Below are 17,070 nucleotides of genomic sequence, written 5' to 3'. Positions count from 1 at the left end.
GCTCTTTTCTCGAAGTTAATGTACAAATAACTTTGATACAAGCTCTATCCTTTTGCAATGTAAAAAACCAACTTTAAGTTTGCAGGTATTAGATATAATACCTATATTTGCACCATACTAAGACAATAAGACAATGCCTGAAATATTTAGATTCTATGGTTTCTCATTTTTCTTCTACAGCCGAGAACATGAGCCAATACACATACATGTAGAAGGAAACGAAGGTTTCGCAAAGTATAACTACAATGGGGAAGACTTCGTGTTGGGTGTTCATAAGGGTATAAAAAACAATGACTTAAAGAAGATAAAGTCAGTAATAACCGAGAATAAAGATATTATCATATCACGCTGGCAAGAGTATTTTGAAAAATAAAGGAGGCTAATATGAATATTAAGAAGATTTGGTTTGATAAAGATTACATCTATGGTAAAAGTGAAGAGGGACTGACATTTCGCCAATCTCTACTATGGTATCCACGTCTTGCAACTGCTACAAAGGAAGAGAGGGAACAATACCATATAGGCTTTGACGGCATACATTGGCGTAATATAGATGAAGATGTTAGCTTCGAGAGCTTTACTTACAACGATGCTGAACCTACCGCCTTACAACGTTTCTTCCTAACTCATAAGGAACTAAACATCGCTGAATTCGCAAAGAGTATAGGCATGAATGCATCCCTACTACGCAATTACATTAATGGATTCAAGAAGCCTTCGAAGGAGAGAGAAGCAGAGATTCTAGGTCATATACATAGGATTGGGATGGAATATAGTGCTGTTGTCTTTTAGTGAACAGCACTACTCCGCCTGCTCTATGCTCTCCCATAGCTTCTTATAGAACGGATGCTGCGTCATTGTTTGTATGTTTCCAAGGATGATAAGTTTCATCCTTGCACGCGTAATAGCCACATTCATGCGACGCAAATCACGCAAGAATCCTATCTGACCAGCGTCATTTGAACGCACTAAAGAGATGAGTATCACATCCCGCTCTTGCCCTTGAAAGCCGTCAACTGTGTTTACGCTAATCAAAGAACGGTATGGTTTAAAGAACTCGCGCTTCTTAATTAGCCCCCTCAAGAACTGTACCTGCGCACGATAAGGCGATATTACACCTACATCAATACGCTCGTCTAAGATGCGTTGTTTGCCTATCTTCGTAAAATAAGATTGTAGTGTTTGCAATGTCAATTCGGCTTCTCCCTTGTTAATACGCCCAAATGACTCACCAACAAACTGCTCTTTGAAGATAGATTTATCCTCATTTTGTCCCCCTTCTGATTGATTCTCTAGACTCGAATCGGACGTATCTATCCACACCATTGGGTTGTCGTAATCAAGGATACCACGGTATTTTATCTGTGGCGCACTCTCTACTTGCCCTCCATAGAACCAGTTGGACGAGAAGCGCATAATCTCTTCATTCATCCTATATTGCACCTTCAACAACGTTACAACCTCTGGTTTGTTCTCTACGACACGCTCCATTAATGTTTTACCCAGCCCCGCATGCAAGGCAGCTAAGCTCTTCACCGTTGGTGGTAATTGACAATGATCACCTGCAAAGATAACTCTTGATGCCCTACGAATGGGTATCCAGCATGCCGCCTCAAGTGCTTGTGCAGCCTCATCTATAAATAAGGTAGTGAACTTCTGACCCTCCATTACCCTACTATTTGCCCCTACTAAGGTCGAAGCAATCACCCTCGCCTCACCAAAGAGTTCGCTATTAATCCTAATTTCAAGCTCTGTGGCACGACTTTTCAGGCGTTCCATCTTCTGATGATAATTCTCTGAACTCCGCTTACGATGGTTTCTTAACTCCCGAATAGCCTTACGGATAGACCATAATTGAGGGTAGTCTGGATGCGCCTCAAACTTCCTTTCATAGGTAAAACCAAGCATTTTATCATTCACACGAGTAGGATTACCTATGCGAAGGACGTTGATTCCACGATCAACTAACTTCTCCGATATCCAATCAACAGCCATATTACTCTGCGCACAAACCAACACTTGACTCTCACGCATGAGTGTTTCATTGATTGCTTCGACCATTGTTGTGGTCTTACCTGTGCCTGGAGGACCATGCACAATGGCTACATCTTTTGCCCACAACACTTCATTAACGGCCTTTTCCTGCGTTGGATTCAACCACGGGAGACGGATAGGAGCAAAAGAGAACTTACCCACTTTTTGTCGAGAATAGAACAAGTCACGCAAGTAAGCAAGCCTATTTCCCTTAGCTTTCATCGCTCTTTCTAAGGCATCAAACATCATTTGATAACTCGTCTCATCAAATCCTAGCTGACACCCAACCTGCTGCTGTGATGATTGGAGTTCGAGTAAAGGAGCCGAGTCGGGCACAGCAACAACCATTCTATCGCCATCCACATAAGAAACTGAGCCTGTAAAACGGAAATATTCCAGCTTATTTGCTTTCGTACTAACACTCACTTCTTTTGCAAGAAACTTGAAGAACAAGACTGGACGACCGCTTTCAAAGTTATGTTCAATATCTCCGTCTTGCGTTCGAAACACCTCAATACATAATTGGTTGAGCCCATTATAAAAGCGTTTACCCACTCTTAATGGGAACCAAGCATCTCCTCTTTTCACCTTCCTATGCATACCTGTCGCCTCAGTTTGCTTCCTGAAGGCTTCCTTTTCAGCGTAGTATTCCATCTGAAGTAGCATCTTTTGCCGTTGTAGTGCTTGTATCGGAGATTCCTGTGTCATCGATTGTCTATTATATTAAAAACATGTTTCCGCTCGTCACAAAACGAACATTACAAAGATACACATAATATTCCAATAAGGCAACAAAGCTTCATTTAAAGCCTCCCCAAGCCCCTCCAAAGGAGGGGATGTGCCTAACGGGAGCTAACCTGGAGAGGCTGGGGTGATGCATAACGAGGCTATGATTCGGTACACAGAAACGATGAAAACAAAACAAAGAAACGCCCTCTTGAAATGGAGAAGGGCGTTTCCTTGCTATGAAGAGAGCCTCTCTTTGTCATGAAGAGACGCCTTCTTTGGATGGAAAAGATACAAACCTATAGGGAAAGACTCCTTCGTCTGTCCCTACTTTATGGTGCTCTATTCCAAAGAACAAATAGCCTGTCTACTTGTTAACCAGTCCACTCGTCAACTCTCCCTAATCTGAATTTTGAATTAAAGCAAAGCCTCTTTTATAGTTTTTTGTATGACCTTTTGCATCACTTCTATCAATTAATTACTACTTTTGCGATTAGATAGAAATTCGCAATTAAATACTTTTAAGCTTATGAAAAAGACTAATATGCAACAAAAGCAAAGCCTTCCATCAGAGTGTACAACCATCATTATCGGACAGGAACAGACCGCAGATGGTTCTATGATAGTAGCTCGTTCTGAAGATTGGGACGCTATGGTAGCTAAGAACTATGAGATCTTTAAAGATACAGAAAACGGCTCTCAAGAGTTCGTGGCACTTGATAGTCCGTTCCGTTGTGAGCTTCCTTCTAAGGCATTAGGCTATCACGCACTCTCACCTCACCATCTCCACCACCATTGGGGAAGTGCTGGTTTCAATACAGCAGGCGTTGGCATGAGTGCAACTGAGAGTATCTTCAGTAACGATGAGGCGTTAAAATACGATCCATTGGTGGAGAATGGCGTTGCAGAAAACTCTGTTTTCAATATCACCTTACCATATATACATACAGCAAGAGAGGGCGTTGAACGTTTGGGAATGCTTGTTGAAAAGTACGGAATAGCCGAAGGCTTCGGTATAGGTTTCGTCGATAAGGATGAGATCTGGTACTTTGAAACAGCTTGTGGACACCGTTGGTTAGCCTGTCGTATGCCACGTGATCAATACTTCGTTACGGGTAATCAGAGTCGTTTCCGCAAGTATGATCCAAACGACAAGAACAACTATTTAGCATCAGCCGACCTCATAGAGTTTGCCGAGAAACATGGTCTCTACGATCCAGCTAAGGGCGAGTTCGACTTCCATGAGGCTTATGCTCGTGATGTAGAGTTGGATACCACTTATAATTACCCACGTGTATGGGGCTTGCAACAGTTATTCTCTCCAGAGATAAAGAACGATGTTACGAAGAACACCTTCCCGGTCTTTGCGAAGCCAGCACATAAGATTTCACTAACTGAACTACGCTCTGCTTTCCGCTTCCATTACGATAACACGGAGCATGACCCATATCTCCATAGCAATCCAAAGGAGGTTTATCGCCCTGTATCTATCTTCCGTACGACTCAAACTCACCTCTTGCAGGTACGTCCAGAGCTGCCTCAAGCCATCGGATGTATTAACTATGTCGCAATGGGAATGGCTGATCTTGGAGTCTTCCTTCCACTCTATCAGGGTGTGACGTCATACCCAGAAGCCTATACAAAGGGCACCAATGAGTCAAGTGCAGACTCTGCTTATTGGAAGTTCCGCAAGGTTATGGCATTGGGAATGACCAACTATAACAAGTATGCACCAGTCATCAAAGAGGCTTACGCAGCCTTTGAAGCAGAGACAGACCAGCGTCAACGCGAAATGGAAGAGGAGTATCTTCGTATCTATAAGACACAACCTTTTCATGCACAGGATATGTTGCAAGCCTTCTCTGATAAGGTTCTCAACGATGCTTTAGCACTATCCGATCAATTACAAGAGAAGCTCTTTACGCTGCTTACTCAGGACATCCAACAGGAGTATCTCTTCCATGGTGCATAAGAGAAAAAGCCGCTTTTGTGCTTAGGAAATAAATAAAAGAACTATTTACAAAGGTATATAAGTTTTTTTTCCTACCTTTGCAGCTATAAAGAAGATGCCCTCTTATAGGACAACCATTCTATAAGAGGCATCTCTATTAATGGTTTGCTCTGATAGTTCAATGGATAGAACGGAGGTTTCCTAAACCTTTGATCCGGGTTCGATTCCCGGTCGGAGTACTCTTAAAGACTAACCTAAACTATTATGATTGGCGCTATTATTGGAGATATAGTAGGCTCTCGCTTTGAATTCGGAGCGGCTCCAAAAGAAGGATTCGACCTATTCACAGAAGATTGCTCATATACAGATGACACCATTTGTACTATCGCTATTGCTGATGCGATACTAAATGGTCGTGATTATCAAGATAGCTTACTCGATTGGTGCAAACGCTATCCTGACCCTATGGGAGGCTATGGTTCTTGGTTTGACGAGTGGTTACATGCCGAGCACCCACAGCCTATGAACTCCTATGGAAACGGTTCGGCAATGCGTGTCAGTTCGATAGGCTGGCTCTTTGATGAGTGGGAAGATGTAATCGAAGAAGCGGCTAAGAGTGCACGAGTTAGTCACAATCATCCAGAGGGAATAAAGGGTGCGCAATGTGTTGCCGAGGCTATTTGTTGGTTGCGCCTAATGCGTTTCTCCAAGGCAGATGTTGAGAAGAAAGTACACAAGTTCTTTGGTTATGAATTGCCATCCATGCGTAACATCCTAAAGATTGGGGCTGAAGGTCACTTTGATGCAACCTGTCAGGAGACTGTTCCAATGGCGTTACGTTGCTTTATGAATGCCAATAATTTTGAAGAGACGATACGCTTAGCTGTGATGTGCGGAGGCAATACTGATACTAAAGCATGTATAGCTGGTTCTATTGCAGAAGCGTACTATCAGGTGCCAGAATGGATGATTGAGAAAGCAATCGACTATCTCCCTGCCGATATGTTAGATATCTTGGGACAGTTTTACGAGCGTGTTAAGAACCTTTGCCAACCTTGGAAAGCAACTCGGTAAGCTGTGGTTGATACTGCTTCCCTGTCTCTTCTCCAATGCGAATCATATCCTTTATTGCTTTAGCATTGAAGTCTTTTACACCATAAGAGCCTAAGTTGGGATTGATGTAGATGTCGGCTTGGGTACGATTAACATTATATTTCTTTATATCAGGGCGTTCCGCCAACCAATCCAGCACGCCACCCATTCCCTTCAAAAAGGCTAATGGCGAATGATAATCATTGTGTTTATCCTGTTGGAGATCAATGGCAATAACGATGTCGGCACCCATCTTGCGCACAACATCTACTGGGAGGTTATTGATCATACCACCATCAACAAGCGTCATCGTATCTAATGGAATCGGTTTGAACACTCCCGGAATAGCCATACTAGCCCGCATATTACGAGCCAAAGAGCCTGTATCAAGCACTATCTCTTGCTGTTTCCGAATGTCGAAAGCCACACAAGCAAAGGGAATTGCCCTTTGCTGTAATCCACGTTGCACGGGGGAATGAGCGACAAGAGTATCTAAGAAATTATAGATATGGTCACCATGCAATAGTCCGAAAGCTTCATTTGCTACTGTTCCAGCCTTTCGACGAACGGGAAAACCGAACAGATAGTACACACCATCCTCTTCTTTGAACACCTTTCCCATAAGAGTTGTATCGCGATCAGCCATCAATGAAAGCCAATCTTGCGAACGGAAAAGGGTGTCGATATCATTCGCTCGATAGCCCTCAGCATAGAGTCCGCCAATAATCGAGCCTATACTTGTCCCAGCGATATAGTCGATAGGAATGCCCACACGCTCTATCTCTTTCAATACTCCTACTGCCGCAGCTCCTTTCGCACCGCCTCCTCCGAGCACAAGTCCTATCTTTGGACGACTTACGGGAGCCTTTGCTGTCTGTTGGGCAATGCTGTTCAGTCCACAGCATATTATCATTAGAAATACAAAAAATACCTTCTTCATAAGGGCAAAAGTAATGTTTTTCTAAAAGATTAGCGTGTTTTACGAGTTTATTCTTCATTTTATTAGTTCTAATTAAAACCTATCAACACCCCCAATTACCAACAACTCGTTTCCTCGTAACCCCGTTCATTTGTCTACTTCCCCATCAACTTGTCTACTTGTAAACCCGTTTACTTGTCAACTTTTCCTTACCTTTGCAGCATGAAGTTCCACCCGTTAGTAATAGATACACCTCTCCCCACCTGCTTCAATAATCCCTTTGATTATGAACCAGATGCAATCTGTCGTGCTGCTGTTGCTCAATTACAGACTACATTGCCCCCAACACCTATTGAGGGAAAGATGTATGGCGTGTTAGTTGTTGAATATAAAGGACAGATAGGATACCTACAAGCCTATTCAGGACAGATGGAGAAAGGTGGAGAAGACTATGTTCCCGCAGTATTCGACTATCTACAACCGGGAGAATACTTCAAAGTTCACGAGGAAGAAATAACTCTTCTCAACAAGAGAATAGCGCAGTTGAAAGCCTCAACAGCCTATAAGGAGACAAAAGAGAAGCTCTCTCAACTTCAGAAAGAGGCGACAGAAGCTATTGAACAAGCACGCAAGACAATGCAAGAAGCTAAACGATTGCGTGAAAAAAGACGTAATGAGAACGCTGTAATAACCGATGTTGAACAAGCTGAAATGATAAGAGAAAGTCAGTTTCTAAAGGCTGAATTGCATCGAACAAAGGTGTTATATACGGAAAAAATCACGGCTGCCAAGGAGGGACTGGCTCACTATCAAGAGAGGATAACTGCATGGAAAAGGGAGCGGAAGATGAAGTCGGACCACCTACAACAGTGGCTCTTCTCACAGTTCAATTTGCTCAATGCTTGCGGAGAGACGAAGAACTTACTCACAATCTTCCGTGAGTATTATCTAAAGAATAGTCCAGCACGTACAAAGGCTGCACATCTATCGCCAGCCACCGAGAGCCTCGCTCCATCATTACTTCCACCTGCTGGTGCAGGAGAATGTTGTGAACCAAAGCTCTTACAATATGCCTTTCTACACGGATACAAGCCTATCTCAATAGCTATGTTTTGGTGGGGAGCATCACCAAAGACTGAGATTCGACAGCATGGAAACTATTACCCAGCCTGCAACGGGAAGTGTAAACCTATATTAGAATGGATGTTGAAGGGTTTACAAACGCCTTTGTTTGGTGGGAAGGCAGTGGAGAGTAATAAGAATGAGGCAGAACAGATAAAGTTAGAAACACTTTACGAGGATGATTATTTGGCTGTTGTCGTAAAGCCATCAGGCTTGCTTTCTGTTCCAGGAAAGGGCGACCAACCTTCTGTTTATAGTCTATTAAAGACACAATGGAACGATAAGAGTGATGTATTCATCGTACATCGATTGGACATGGCGACGAGTGGTTTGCTTGTTGTGGCACGTTCGTTGGAGATTTATAAGGCTTTGCAGGCGCAGTTTATACAGCGTTCTGTGAAGAAGACATACGTTGCTTTGCTCCCAATGTCTTTCCTTAATAAACCTTATCCTTCGTCGGGTAGAATAGAATTGTCGCTTTCCCCCGATGTTAATGACCGCCCACGACAATGCGTCGACTATCTACATGGGAAACAAGCAATCACTGATTATTGTGTAATTGGCGAAACTTTATATGAAAAAGAGAATCTACCAGCTGTAAAGATAGAGCTTCATCCGCTAACAGGACGCACCCATCAATTACGCATCCATTGTGCTCATCCCGACGGATTAGACACACCCATCATTGGTGATAACCTTTACGGACAACGTGCAGAACGCCTTTGGTTACACGCAGGACACCTTGAATTCATGCATCCAATCAGTCGGGAACAAATGAGTTTCGATACTCCTTTATAAGTATCAAAGCAAGTTACTCGGCGTCTTCCTCTATCCTTTCAACTCTAGGAATACCATTCTTCGCTTGTTTTGCATGTGACCTCACCACAAGTGGAACATTCTCTATCAAAACATTACTTGTGTTCAATCCTAAAGAACGGGTCATACTTAGTTTCAATCGGTCAATCCATTCATAAGCATCCATGATAAGGCGCTCCTTAAAAGAGAAGGAAGTGAAAGTGGCATAGAGCCTATTAATCAGTACGAAGACAAAGTTTCCCATAACATCATGCTTAGCTAATGACGGATAAGATGACGCTAGTGAAAAGCCATCTTTAGCCACCATATCCTCGATTATCTGCCTGAAATAACGATTAACAAGTGGATGAACACGGAATCCTAAACGTAAGTTGATGCGGTAAAGAGTATCAGGAATCAGCGTCGTAACATCATATTCCAGTGTTGAAGGGCTGTCCTGATAGTCTATATGCAGCAAGAAATAATGATCAGCACGCATTGGGTGCTTATTAATTATCGAATAGAGAATCTTCTGTTCGATGTCATATTTACCACCAAGTTTGCTTAGATAGACTATATTCGTGGCATACTTGGGAATAGTATCATCGTTCTTTATATCTGAGATGATACTAAATGATTTGCGAATATCACGTATCTGAATCTGTGCGTTACGAATGGTTGTGGCATTGTACCATACATACATGATGATTATCATCACACTGGCAAGAAGCATGGTAACCCATCCACCATTCATAAATTTTGCCATATTGGCAATAAAGAAGATACTCTCTAACCCTACAAAGACAATGAGGAACAAGGAGATTAACCAACGATTTACACGACGAATAGTGAGATATGCACTCAAAAGGAGTGTTGTCATCAGCATGGTTATCGTAATAGACAAACCATAAGCAGCCTCCATTCGCTCTGAACTCTCGAAGAAGAGAATGACAATCACACATAGAATGTAGAGTGACATATTAACAAACGGAATATAAAGCTGCCCTTTCACATCAGTAGGATACTTAATCTTCTGACGTGGCCAGAACTTCAAGTTCATCGCTTCACTGAAGATAGTAAACGACCCACTAATCAATGCTTGACTTGCAATGATTGCTGCTATCGTTGCCATGATAATGCCAAAGAAGAGCATGCCGTGGGGCATGATGGCATAAAAAGGATTCATCCCAGGATTCAAACTATCTGTATGCGCAATTATCCAGGCTCCTTGACCTAGGTAGTTGAGGATGAGCATGACTTTAACAAACGCCCAACTGGTTCGGATATTATTGATTCCACAATGTCCTAAGTCGGAGTATAAAGCCTCTGCACCAGTCGTACAAAGGAAAACCGCACCTAAGATTAAGAACCATTCAGGGTTACTTGCCAACAAATGAACGGCATGTAAAGGGTTAAAAGCCTGTAAAATAGGGATGTAAGCACCTATATTTGCAGCTCCGAACACACCTAACATTGTGAACCATAATAACATCAATGGACCAAAAAGCTTACCTATAGCATTTGTACCGAACTGCTGAATAAAGAATAAGATGGTGACAATACAAAGGGCAATAGGTACTACTGGGGTCTCTGGCTCATAGACTTTCAAACCTTCAATAGCCGAGAGAACGGTGATAGAAGGTGTTATGACTCCATCAGCTATCAGTGTACTGGCTCCGACAATCGCCAAGAGATAGAACCATTTACGGCTATGTCGACGTATCAAAGCATACAGAGCCAGAATTCCACCCTCCCCTTTATTATCAGCACGAAGTGCAATTAAGACATACTTAACCGTTGTTTGGAGTGTTAACGTCCATATAATACAGGAGACAGCACCTATGATATACTCCGCATTAACTGGATTCCCAGCTCTTACTATTGCCTTCATTACATACAAAGGAGATGTTCCTATATCTCCAAAGACAATACCTAATGTTACAATCACGCCTATCAAACTAAGTTTATGACGTGTTGAATTGTTACAATTGTTATCCTGAGTCATTATAACTAAATCTTAAAACGAGTGCAAAGGTAAATAAAATCAGGATAACGACACCATCAACCATTGGCTTTTATCTATATTTCTTTTGCCGTTTACCTTATTTACAGTAACTTTGCAACATATAAATAACAATCAAACATATATGGAAGAAAAGAAATTCAAGCGCACTACTGTTACGGCTGCATTGCCTTATGCCAATGGTGGTGTACATATAGGACACCTTGCAGGTGTATATGTTCCAGCCGACATCTACGTGCGTTATCTTCGTCTAAAGAAGCGTGATGTGATCTTTATCGGTGGTAGTGACGAGCATGGAGTACCTATTACTATTCGTGCAAAGAAGGAAGGTATCACTCCTCAAGATGTATGTGATCGCTATCATAAACTTATCAAAGACTCCTTTGAAGAGTTCGGAATATCATTCGATATATATAGTCGCACAACAAGTAAAACGCACAACAAGTTTGCTTCTGACTTCTTCCGTAAGTTATATGATGATGGTAAACTCGTTGAACAAGAGAGTGAGCAATATTACGACGAAGAGGCTCATCAGTTCTTGGCAGACCGCTATATCATGGGAGAATGCCCTCATTGTGGCAATCCCAATGCGTATGGTGACCAATGCGAGAAGTGTGGTAGTGACCTTAGTCCTATGGAATTGAAGAATCCTCACTCTACTATCTCTGGTTCACAACCTGTTATCAAGAAGACAAAGAACTGGTACTTGCCCTTGAACAATTACCAAGAATGGTTGAAGCAGTGGATTCTTGAGGATCATAAAGAGTGGCGTCCAAACGTTTACGGACAGTGTAAGAGCTGGCTGGATATGGACTTGCAACCTCGTGCAATGACCCGTGACCTTGACTGGGGTATCCCTGTTCCTGTAAAAGGAGCTGAAGGCAAGGTTCTATATGTTTGGTTTGATGCACCTATCGGATACATCTCAAATACGAAAGAGTTATGCGATAGCGACCCAGAACACTTTGGTAACTGGCAGAAGTGGTGGCAAGATCCAGAGACAAGATTGGTTCACTTCATCGGAAAGGACAACATTGTCTTCCATTGTCTCATCTTCCCAACGATGTTAAAAGCCCACGGCGATTACATACTACCCGATAATGTACCTGCAAATGAGTTCTTGAACCTTGAGGACAATAAGATTTCTACAAGCAAGAACTGGGCTGTTTGGCTCCATGAATACCTTCGCGACTTTGAAGGGAAGCAGGATGTTCTGCGTTACGTATTGACTGCCAATGCTCCAGAAACTAAGGATAATAACTTCACATGGAAAGACTTTCAAGAGCGCAACAACTCTGAGCTCGTTGCTGTCTATGGTAATTTTGTGAACCGAGCATTGCAGTTAACGAAGAAGTATTGGAATGGTATCGTACCAGCTTGCGGTGAATTACAGGAAGTGGATCGCCTAACTATACAAGAGTTTAAGGATGTCAAGGCAAAAGTAGAGGCTTATCTCGAAGTATTCAAGTTCCGTGAGGCACAGAAGGAAGCTATGAATCTTGCCCGTATCGGTAATAAATACATCACAGAATGTGAGCCATGGAAGGTTTGGAAGACTGATCCTAAGCGTGTAGAGACAATTCTCTATATCTCACTTCAGCTCGTTGCAAACCTCAGTATTGCCTTCGAACCATTCTTGCCATTCTCTAGTAAGAAGCTACGTGAACTCATTAATATGACGGAGTACGACTGGAGTGAACTCGGTTCAACCGATCTCCTCCCTGCAGGTAAACAACTGGCAGAACCAGAACTCCTCTTCGAGAAGATTGAAGACGAAGCTATCGAGGCACAGCTTCACAAGCTAGAAGAGACCAAGAAAGCCAATGAAGCCGCATCATACAAGGCTGAACCAATTAAGAAGGAGATTCCTTTCGAAGACTTCGAAAAGCTCGATATCCGTGTAGGACATATCATCAAGTGCGAGAAAGTGAAGAAGAGTAAGAAACTCTTGCAGTTCACTATCGACGATGGTTCAGGTGTTGAGCGCACCATCCTTAGCGGTATCGCAGCCTATTATGAGCCAGAGCAGCTCACAGGTAAGGACGTTCTCTTCGTTGCCAACTTTGCTCCTCGTAAGATGATGGGCATTGAGAGCCAAGGAATGATCCTCTCCGCTGTCAACTTCGACGGCTCACTCACGGTTACAACAACTATGGGCGAGGTGAAACCAGGTAGCCAGGTAGGATAAAAGTCTCACACCTACAAAGGATGTATCAAAACGCAATCACCTTTTTGAGATAGGCTAACACTTTAAAACTAACCAATAAGAAAGACCATTTCCGAACTCCTCTCGAGTAAAGAAATGGTCTTCTTTGTACTGCCTCACCAAGCCCACGCCTCACCCCCAGCCCCTCTCCCGAAGGAGAGGGTAGCTCAAGGAGGGAATGTCCCTAACCCTATTTACATGCTTTCATTCGTTTCAAACTATATCCAATATATCTTTTTGCTTTACCATATCTCCAAAACCTATGTCATTGAAAAATATGTCGCTTTGTCATTCCATCTAAAACTTATGTCATTAAATAATATGTTCTTCTGTCATTTTGTCTCTAAATCCCATGTTCTTCTGTCTCACACAAAAGCCTCCCCCCGTTAGGCTCCCCCCTCTCTGTAGGAGAGGGGCTGGGGGTGAGGCCGTACCACGGAAGCGAGAGAACCAAATTAATACACTAGTTTTGAAAGACATTAATTTCACAATTAATATAATCGATTGTCTTATTACAGAACGATTGATACCCTGAATCAATCTTAAATGCTCCCGTGGTAAAAGCCTCCCCAAGCCCCTCCAAAGGAGGGGATGTCCCTAACCCTACTTACAATGCTTTCATTCGTTTCAAACTATATCCAATAAGGACATCCCCTCCTTTGGAGGGGCTTGGGAAGGCCTCTTTTTTGAGGGGGCATTACCTTACCACTGGTCCAGGGTGCTCTTCACTCCCCTCTCCTTTCGGTTCGGTGGCGGAGCTTTCCGGCTTCTTTCCTTTCTTCCTCGCAGGATTATCCACATCCACCTGCAACTCTTTTAATGCCTTGCGCACCGATTCCTTCCATGTCAATGTCAATCTCGGAGCTTTAAGGCTCTTGGCACATACATCTTTCTCGTTTTCTTCCATCTTCGAGGGAACGTTCACACGCAAAGAGAAAATATCACCGAGGTCTAAGCCTGTTCCCATACGTGCACATTCAAGGATAAGGTTACGCAGCGTGATAATCACATTCCGTGCATCTCCCTCCGTCAATGAGGTTTCACGAACTATACGTTCCAACACCATTTCGGGTGAGATCTTTTGTTGACCTTTCGGTACGGCGATATACACCGTTTTACCCTTCATTTTTCCCATTGTCGCCTTACGAGGCGCAACTTTAAATTCTAGCATTGTGAATCAGAATTTAAATTAAACATTATATTCATAATAACATCATTTTGGTGTCCTTTTTCATGTATTTTATACCCAGCGGTTGGGTAGTCTTGTACCCAGCTGCTGGGTAGCATCGTACCCTGCCCGTTGGGTAGCCCCCTACCCATTCGCTGGGTACGATTGTACTTCTTCGCTGGGTACAATTCTACCCATTCGCTGGGTACAAAACAGTCTACGAACAAGCGCAAGGACTACTCGAACCCGCCGACCCTGAACCCGGAGAAGCGGTCGCCGAAGCCCACTTTGACGCGGTTACTCATGAAGGTCAGGCAGTACGCGGTGTTACTGTCCCATGGTTCAGCACTTGACGACCAATAGCCGCCGAAGTAGCCGAAGTCGCCAACGCTCATCAGCTGACCAGTGACGTAGTTACTCAAGGCGGGCAGGTAGAAGTATTTGCCTGCGTCAGCGGCGGAAGGGAGGCCTGAGTCGGTGATACTACTGCTGAAGTTGTTGTAGCCCTTGAATGTTGTACGCATGTCGGTTGAACCGTCGGCAGATTTCTCGGTGTCGTAATGATGATCTGCCTGTAATACGGACTTCTTCTTAAACCACATACCACCTTTATATAAATGACCCATAGTTGTCCATAGTTCATCTTCATCCCAACGGGGATCGCCGTACTTGCAATACCAAGACAGCTCGTTAGCGTTGGGAAGAGTTGCACAACTCTGAGTAGCGTTGAAGGGTGAACTGCTGCCCTCGTGGTACCAACGAGAGTCAGTGTTGCTCTGGGCGTAGTTGCCTGCTGGCTGACCAAGAAATGTTGGCTGACCTACGCCTGCTCCCAAGTTTTTTGTCCATTCGTAACCCTTCCAATATTGATCCTGTGCATCCCACATATAGTAATGATCACCGTCATAGGCACGGATATCAAGGTCGGCTGTCATGTCGTAGTAGGTATTCTTATCGTAAGTGAATGAGCCAGGAACTTTGGTGATGGTGCCCTCTTTACTAGTGACGGGGTCTTTCAACCAATAACGAATCTTTAACTTGTGTGTGCCTGGTTTGATAAACATATAGATCTTGTCTGCTGTGGTGCTGCTGGTAGAGTTGTCCAACTTAAAACCATCAGCGTATGTACCGCTACCCTTGGTGGTGAGGATGATTTGCTTGTCGCTACCTGCTCCCGTAATCTCACCATTGCTAGGATCGAGGGTATAGTTGCCTGCGATGTTGTTATCGGCTGTAACCTCTACTTTGGTTAGATAGCAGTTCTTAAACACGGCATTCTTTGTGAAAGGCTCGAAGACGAGGATAGCTGCTTGGTGTTCGAGTTGGAAGGAAAAGGACTTGCCACCTACTGTACCTGTTGCATCTGCTGTACCACAATCGCCTGATGTGCCGAAATGATCAGTAGTGCTGGGAGTTGTCTGTGTTTGTGCAGTGGGGATTGTCAGTTGGTTATTACTGCCATTCTTGCCTGGGTAATAAACCTTGTAGGTGGCACTGTTGTTGAATTTACCAGATACTTTGAACTTGAAATAGCTGGTCTTGCTTGTTGGTGCGTTGCTGCTCACCTTCCATGCGCCGTCATCATCCTGTACATAGATCTTGTCGCCTGCTTCCCAATAGAAGTCGCCGCTGTTGTAATCCATTGTTGTACGGGTCTTCGTTGGATTGCCGGCTACAAAGGTTGTCATGTTCTTATCGTTATCGTTGCTTCCTGTGTCCGTACCATTCTGCGCAACATCCTCATTGGCGCAGGAAACGGCTGCCAAGGCCATACTGCAAAGGGCTGCAAAGGACAATAGGCGAGTCTTGAATAATTGTTTTGTTCTCATCATTACTTTGTTACTTTGTCTTTTCTGATTCTTGTTGATAACTCTCTTAGTCTTCCCAAGGAGAAGTGTTTTCTGCATTGTCTTCTTCCTCTTCCTGCCATACGGTCGCTGCTTTCGCACCGGAAGGACCTGTACCATGGTGTCCTGGCTTATGCTGGCTAGGGAAAGACGTTTCCATCAAATTAGTGGTTTCGTTCATCTGGATTATCATGCAACTGGGTGCAGAATAATCCCTCTTAGTTTGTTCTTTTCTCATAACTTTCTTGATTAAAATAGCTGTTATTTCGTTCTTATTTTGCTTAAAACGGAGTTCACAAAAGGGCATAAAAAAGCGAACAAAGGAAACTCCTAGAAGTCCTTTGTTTACAGGGGTTACGGCACGCTTCGCGCGCGCGTATGCGAGAAGAAAAAATGTGTTATTAGACGCTAGGTGCGAATGTGTGTGTGTGTGTGTGTTAGCAAATTATTTGGATTGACCAAAGATAAAGTGCAAAAAGATGCAAAGAATTCGATAATTCTTTGCAGTACTTCATTCACTTGATATGTCATTGCTAATTGTTTCACGGCGGCAAAGGTAAGAAGAAATAATTAAAGGGGCAAGGAAAGTTGAGAGAAAGTTGCCTTACCCCTACGTACTTTTACTCAATCCTCACACTCTTTCCATCCTTATAACAAGCGATGGTGCGGTTACCTTTCTTATATATATCCTCATTGCCGGGCATATCCAACGTAAAGCCAGCAGCTTTGACTTGAGCTACAAGGTTATCGTATGCAGGCTGATTGAATACTGCGATAATCATTGCGCCATCCTTGAAAGCAATGTAACTAGACACACCCTTACGCATTGGCTTTGGATAGTCCTCATACTTATCTGCGGTGAGGAGCTTTGCTAAAGCACAATTCTTATAGTACATCTTAGAGAACTTATCGAGTCGATAAACCTCATAGTTCGTTTTCAGCTTATAGCCATACTTCTTGGTAATAGCAGCCGTCTTATCTGGATTCTGGAACATCTCCAGTGCCTCAGCTATACTGATTACGTCCTTTATGGGTTCAACACTTACAACCGTATCAGTAGTTACGGGCTTCGAAGTGGGCTGTGTTGCACTTTGCTGCGTACCACAACTACTAAAACTAAAGACTGCCACAACAAGGGCTATTGCTATCCATACATTCTTCTTCATAATCATTCCTTATTTTATCGT

The 17,070-nt window shown here is 43.3% G+C and carries 13 protein-coding genes and 1 tRNA gene; 7 read left to right on the top strand and 7 right to left on the bottom strand.

Going from position 1 to position 17,070, the window contains the following annotated elements:
- Positions 1–133: 133 nt before the first annotated feature.
- Together HMPREF9969_RS00795 and HMPREF9969_RS00790 are read left to right on the top strand one after the other, a co-directional pair.
- A complete protein-coding gene (locus HMPREF9969_RS00795; protein ID WP_009433989.1) occupies positions 134–373 on the top strand; it encodes a DUF4160 domain-containing protein in 240 nt (79 codons plus the stop codon).
- Between the two features lie 11 nt (positions 374–384).
- Positions 385–792 (top strand): DUF2442 domain-containing protein, encoded by a 408-nt coding sequence (locus tag HMPREF9969_RS00790; RefSeq protein WP_009433982.1) that lies wholly within the window; start codon positions 385–387, stop codon positions 790–792.
- A gap of 9 nt (positions 793–801) precedes the next feature.
- On the opposite strand, the gene HMPREF9969_RS00785 is transcribed toward HMPREF9969_RS00790, so the two are convergent.
- On the bottom strand, positions 802–2,742 hold the full coding sequence (locus HMPREF9969_RS00785; RefSeq protein ID WP_009433997.1) for an AAA domain-containing protein: 1,941 nt from the start codon (positions 2,740–2,742) through the stop codon (positions 802–804).
- A 547-nt stretch (positions 2,743–3,289) separates the two neighbouring features.
- Here HMPREF9969_RS00785 and HMPREF9969_RS00780 point away from each other — a divergent pair.
- The 3 genes from HMPREF9969_RS00780 to HMPREF9969_RS00770 all read left to right on the top strand — a co-directional run bounded on the left by HMPREF9969_RS00780 (position 3,290) and on the right by HMPREF9969_RS00770 (position 5,785).
- Positions 3,290–4,732: a C69 family dipeptidase gene (locus HMPREF9969_RS00780; protein ID WP_036894472.1), complete on the top strand. Its 1,443-nt coding sequence runs from the start codon at positions 3,290–3,292 to the stop codon at positions 4,730–4,732.
- Between the two features lie 146 nt (positions 4,733–4,878).
- Positions 4,879–4,950: transfer RNA gene (locus HMPREF9969_RS00775), tRNA-Arg, on the top strand.
- 25 nt (positions 4,951–4,975) lie between these two features.
- Positions 4,976–5,785 (top strand): ADP-ribosylglycohydrolase family protein, encoded by an 810-nt coding sequence (locus HMPREF9969_RS00770; protein ID WP_009433927.1) that lies wholly within the window; start codon positions 4,976–4,978, stop codon positions 5,783–5,785.
- Here the strand turns inward: HMPREF9969_RS00770 and HMPREF9969_RS00765 are convergent.
- Positions 5,748–6,743, bottom strand: coding sequence for a patatin-like phospholipase family protein (locus HMPREF9969_RS00765; protein ID WP_009433991.1), 996 nt, complete (start codon positions 6,741–6,743; stop codon positions 5,748–5,750). The genes HMPREF9969_RS00770 and HMPREF9969_RS00765 overlap by 38 nt on opposite strands.
- Positions 6,744–6,944: 201 nt before the next feature.
- Here HMPREF9969_RS00765 and HMPREF9969_RS00760 point away from each other — a divergent pair, with 201 nt between their 5' ends.
- Positions 6,945–8,642, top strand: a complete 1,698-nt coding sequence (locus tag HMPREF9969_RS00760; RefSeq protein WP_009433986.1) for an RluA family pseudouridine synthase — start codon at positions 6,945–6,947, stop codon at positions 8,640–8,642.
- 13 nt (positions 8,643–8,655) lie between these two features.
- Here the strand turns inward: HMPREF9969_RS00760 and HMPREF9969_RS00755 are convergent, their stop codons facing one another.
- Entirely contained in the window at positions 8,656–10,644 is a 1,989-nt protein-coding gene (locus HMPREF9969_RS00755) for a KUP/HAK/KT family potassium transporter (RefSeq protein ID WP_009433895.1), read from the bottom strand.
- 142 nt (positions 10,645–10,786) lie between these two features.
- Here HMPREF9969_RS00755 and metG point away from each other — a divergent pair, with 142 nt between their 5' ends.
- Positions 10,787–12,850 carry a methionine--tRNA ligase gene (metG, locus tag HMPREF9969_RS00750; RefSeq protein ID WP_009433958.1) on the top strand — a complete coding sequence of 688 codons (2,064 nt, stop codon included), beginning with the start codon at positions 10,787–10,789 and terminating at the stop codon, positions 12,848–12,850.
- A 715-nt stretch (positions 12,851–13,565) separates the two neighbouring features.
- Here metG and HMPREF9969_RS00745 read toward each other — a convergent pair.
- The 4 genes from HMPREF9969_RS00745 to HMPREF9969_RS00730 form a co-directional block, all read right to left on the bottom strand.
- Positions 13,566–14,039 carry a DNA-binding protein gene (locus HMPREF9969_RS00745; protein ID WP_036894469.1) on the bottom strand — a complete coding sequence of 158 codons (474 nt, stop codon included), beginning with the start codon at positions 14,037–14,039 and terminating at the stop codon, positions 13,566–13,568.
- Between the two features lie 233 nt (positions 14,040–14,272).
- Positions 14,273–15,868, bottom strand: a complete 1,596-nt coding sequence (locus HMPREF9969_RS00740) for a hypothetical protein (RefSeq protein WP_009433925.1) — start codon at positions 15,866–15,868, stop codon at positions 14,273–14,275.
- Between the two features lie 43 nt (positions 15,869–15,911).
- Positions 15,912–16,121, bottom strand: a complete 210-nt coding sequence (locus HMPREF9969_RS00735) for a hypothetical protein (protein WP_036894517.1) — start codon at positions 16,119–16,121, stop codon at positions 15,912–15,914.
- A 382-nt stretch (positions 16,122–16,503) separates the two neighbouring features.
- The gene (locus HMPREF9969_RS00730) at positions 16,504–17,049 is read right to left on the bottom strand and encodes a hypothetical protein (protein ID WP_036894513.1); all 546 of its coding nucleotides are present in this window, start codon (positions 17,047–17,049) and stop codon (positions 16,504–16,506) included.
- Between the last annotated feature and the right edge of the window lie 21 nt (positions 17,050–17,070).

The organism is Prevotella sp. oral taxon 306 str. F0472 (assembly GCF_000257925.1).
In the GTDB taxonomy this organism is placed as follows: Bacteria; Bacteroidota; Bacteroidia; order Bacteroidales; family Bacteroidaceae; genus Prevotella; species Prevotella vespertina.
Note: the sequence above shows the minus strand (reverse complement) of the source record. Positions and strands in the feature narration are given on the sequence as shown.